Source organism: Kitasatospora sp. NPDC050463 (genome assembly GCF_040655255.1).
Classification (GTDB): domain Bacteria; phylum Actinomycetota; class Actinomycetes; order Streptomycetales; family Streptomycetaceae; genus Kitasatospora.
Genome location: NZ_JBFAJO010000189.1, coordinates 1 through 3,687 on the forward strand (window position 1 = coordinate 1; position 3,687 = coordinate 3,687).

2 protein-coding genes are annotated in these 3,687 nt (G+C 63.1%); both read left to right on the top strand.

The window, feature by feature from the left end; translation table 11 throughout:
- Positions 1 to 680: 680 nt before the first annotated feature.
- Positions 681 to 2,426, top strand: coding sequence for a group II intron reverse transcriptase/maturase (gene ltrA / locus AB0J08_RS41205; RefSeq protein ID WP_360645217.1), 1,746 nt, complete (start codon positions 681 to 683; stop codon positions 2,424 to 2,426).
- Between the two features lie 894 nt (positions 2,427 to 3,320).
- Positions 3,321 to 3,687, top strand: a 367-nt coding sequence (locus tag AB0J08_RS41210) for a hypothetical protein (RefSeq protein ID WP_360645220.1), incomplete at its 3' end; no start/stop codon positions are given.

The following is a 3,687-nucleotide window of genomic DNA, read 5'->3' on the forward strand; positions in this document are numbered from 1 at the left end:
TCACCAGGACCGTCAAGCGCAAGCTCAAGAAGATCCAGTACCGAGCCCATCTGATCGACGCCTGCCTCACCGAGACCGGACTGATCATGGACGGCCGAGCTCAGCAACAGCCGACATCACGCAATCAAGTTCAGTACAGGCGAAGGGGAAGACCGGACGGGCCAATGCAAATGAACCTCTGTAGTAAAGGGCCGTAACATGCAGCCGCCGCTGGTAAGCAATCGGGCGGTCAACCCCCATGCCATTGAAAGTCGGCAATACGAGGGAGCCTATGAGGACACGGCTCTCGAAGGTCTCCGTAGGGGTCGGTTCAGAGGAGGGGCCCACCCCGGTCGTAACTACGGGCTGTGGAACGTGGAAACCCCGTACGGGTCCAGGACTAGTCACCTGGTAGTCCGGAGGCAACAAAGGAGGAAATCCCGTGCGGGACAGGATGACGCAAGAAGCAAATGCTGCCAGGCGAAAGCCAAGAGGAAGCGCCGGGACTTCACGGGACTCACCCCACCCGGAAACAACTCGGCAGATACCACCCCATGTGGGTGGGTTCGAAAGGACGCTGACGTGCGTCAGGTAGGCCATGTGTAGTGAAGTGTGGCAGGCAGCTTGGACCACGGCGCAAGTTGGACGGAGGGGAACTGATGACGGGGAGATCCGTCGGCATTCACCCAACGAACGGACCCGTGGACATCCTCCGCGCCGACATGGGTGACGCAGAATTCTGGGCGAGCATCGACTGGCGTTCGGCAGAGAATGATGTAAAGCGACTGCGACAGAGGATCTACAGGGCCGCAAGGAACGGTGATCTGAAGCAGGTGCGCAACCTGCAAAGGCTGATGCTGCGCTCCCGCGCAAACACTCTGACCAGTGTAAAACGGGTCGCGCAGAAAAGCACCGGAAGGAAGACCGCTGGCATCGACGGGGAAGTTGCGCTTACCCCTGAGAAGCGCGGGCAGCTCGCGAAGCAGATCCTTGCCGACCCGAGCATCCCAGCGAAGCCAGTAAGGCGTGTGAACATCCCGAAGGCGAAAGGCAAAACCAGGCCGCTCGGCATCCCTGTGTTAAGGGATCGTGCGGATCAGGCCAGGGTGAAGAACGCCCTGGAGCCGGAGTGGGAGGCACGGTTCGAGTCGGGAAGCTACGGCTTTCGCCCCGGCCGGTCAGCCCATGACGCCGTCACCCTGCTGTACAAGGCTGTTCCGCCTCGTGCCAGCGCCAAGCGGCTGTACGCCGTCGACGCGGACCTGTCGAAGGCGTTCGACCGGATCAGCCATCAGCACATCATGGACTCAATCGGGCTGTTTCCAGCCCGCAGACAGATCCTTGGATGGTTGAGAGCAGGGGTGATCGAGCAGGGGACTTACAGCAGCACAAGGGAGGGCACTCCTCAGGGAGGGGTTATCAGCCCGTTGCTACTGAATGTTGCCCTGCACGGGATGGAAAAGGTGATCGGCGCAAACCGCCCCCACGGGGAGTGGAAACACGCCGACACCACCCTTGCGAGGTATGCCGATGACTTCGTCATCCTGACCGTCTCGGCAGAAAAGGCCGAGTGGTGTGTCCGGCAATTGACGGACTGGTTTGAACCACGAGGGGTCTCCTTCAACGAGGACAAGACGAGAATCGCCCACCTCACGGAAGGAATCGACTTCCTCGGGTTCAACATCAGACGGCACGGACACAGGACGGTCATCCAACCAAGCAAGGAAGCACTGTCGCGGGCGCGAAAACGGATCAAGGAGACCATCCGCAAGCACCGGGGATCATCCCCGGAGCTACTGGTTACAGCACTGTCGCCGTACACCAGAGGCTGGGCTGCCTACTACCGCTCCGCGAACTCAGGCAAGGCATTCAGCCAGCTAGACGCCTACACCTACCAGGAATTGCGAACGTGGGCGCGAAGGCGCCACCCGAGCAAGCCGGACGGATGGATTGCGAAGAGGTACTGGGGACCCTTCAATAAGGAGAAACCGAGGTACAGATGGGTCTTCGGATCTCCGGAGAAGTGTCTCCGCCTTTTCGCCTGGACGACCATCGAGTATCACAGGATCGTCCGGGGTGATGCGTCGAAAGATGACGCAGAGCTGGCCGAATACTGGGCCAAGAGGGCCCGGAAGCGCATTGCGGGACTACAGAGCCTGGAGTCAAAACGGATCTGGTGGCTCGCAGTGCGTCAGAAGGGTCTGTGCCCGAGGTGCGGTACCGACCTGATCGAAGGAGCTGGGTACGACCCCGACGAGGTGAGCGACTGGGCGAAGTGGTTCACCGCATCGCTGCGGGGAATCAACGCCCATCACCTTCAGTACCGCAGCAACGGTGGAGGCGACCACCCGACCAACCTCGAAGTCATCCACACGCAATGCCACCAGCAGCTCCACGCTGGAGACCGGAGAAGACACCGTGACACGAGCGGCCGAAGGCCCGCTTGAGCCGGGTGCGGTGAACAGCCGCTCGCCCGGTTCTGAGGGGGCGGGGTCACGGCAACGTGACCCCGCTACCCGACCTCCGCTGTCCGCGCTGCCGCTGCACTCCCCCACCGACGACGAGACCGAAGCCCATGACGGTGAGGACCAGGCGCAGCGCACGGCCGAGCTCGCGGCGCTGCACCGGGCCGCCGACGCGGGGGAGGCCGCGGGCTCGGGTACTCAACGGCCTCAGTCGGGTGAACAACGCAGGGCCGAGGCACGTACTCGTCGTCGAACTTGAGTTCCCTATTGATGTGCCTGTTGAAGGCGATCCGAAGGGGTGCTCGTTGGCAGGCTGGAAGGTGTTCTGGGTGCCAGAGGACGGCGGCCGTGCAGGTGTCCGGCCGAGGTTACTGCCTGGGTGGGAGGACCTCGAAAAGCGGGAAACGGCAAGCGGTATTCGCCCGGGAGACCCGGGGGCGGGCTCCGGCAGGCCGGACTGGGCCAGGACGGTGGCAAGGTTGTGCCGGTCGTGGTCGGCGCTTCCCCATCGGTGGTCCCGGGGTGAACTTCTGACCGAGGAGTGGTGGCTCGCGGCTCGATGTGTACGACGCACCGACGTGACCCGGCCCCGACCGCAACGGCCCTGGTGCCGGCGGTCAGGCTCGGCTGAATCCCTTGATCGTTCTGGCCGGAACCAGAATGGCCGGGCCCTCGCCGGGCTACCGGAACCAGCCAATCCGCGCGTTCCAGCGACGCGGAGGACGACGGTGCGGCACTCTGGTGAGAGCCGCTCGGGTCGTATGCGGAGCCCGTCTGTGGTGTCCTGTGGATGCGTGCCTGTGGGGAGCGGGCGCGGGAAACCGCATTTCGGCACGGTCGATTTCTCCTGCTGTCTGTCTCTATCGGGGGCCCAGTATGAGTTCAACACCGTCGTTCTTCACGCAGGCCGGGAACTTCGCGAGTGCGGTGACGGGGGGCGTGGATCCCCGTACGGGATTGTTCAATGTCCAGGTCGTGTTGGGGAATCTGGTCGGCAATCGAAACCTCGGGCCGTCGTTGCCGTTGGTCCTGGGTTACTCGCCGCTCAGCAGTGCCAATACCGGCTTGGGGCAGGGTGTCACGCTGGGGCTGACCACCTATGACACGGACGCCCGGCTGTTGGCGCTGTCCTCCGGCGAGCGGTACAAGACTGAGGTGTCCCCTGGAGTGTGGACACAGGGGTTTCATGCCGCGAGGGAGAGTTTAGCCGGGGCGTGGTGCCGCTGTTCGAACTCGATGGGTG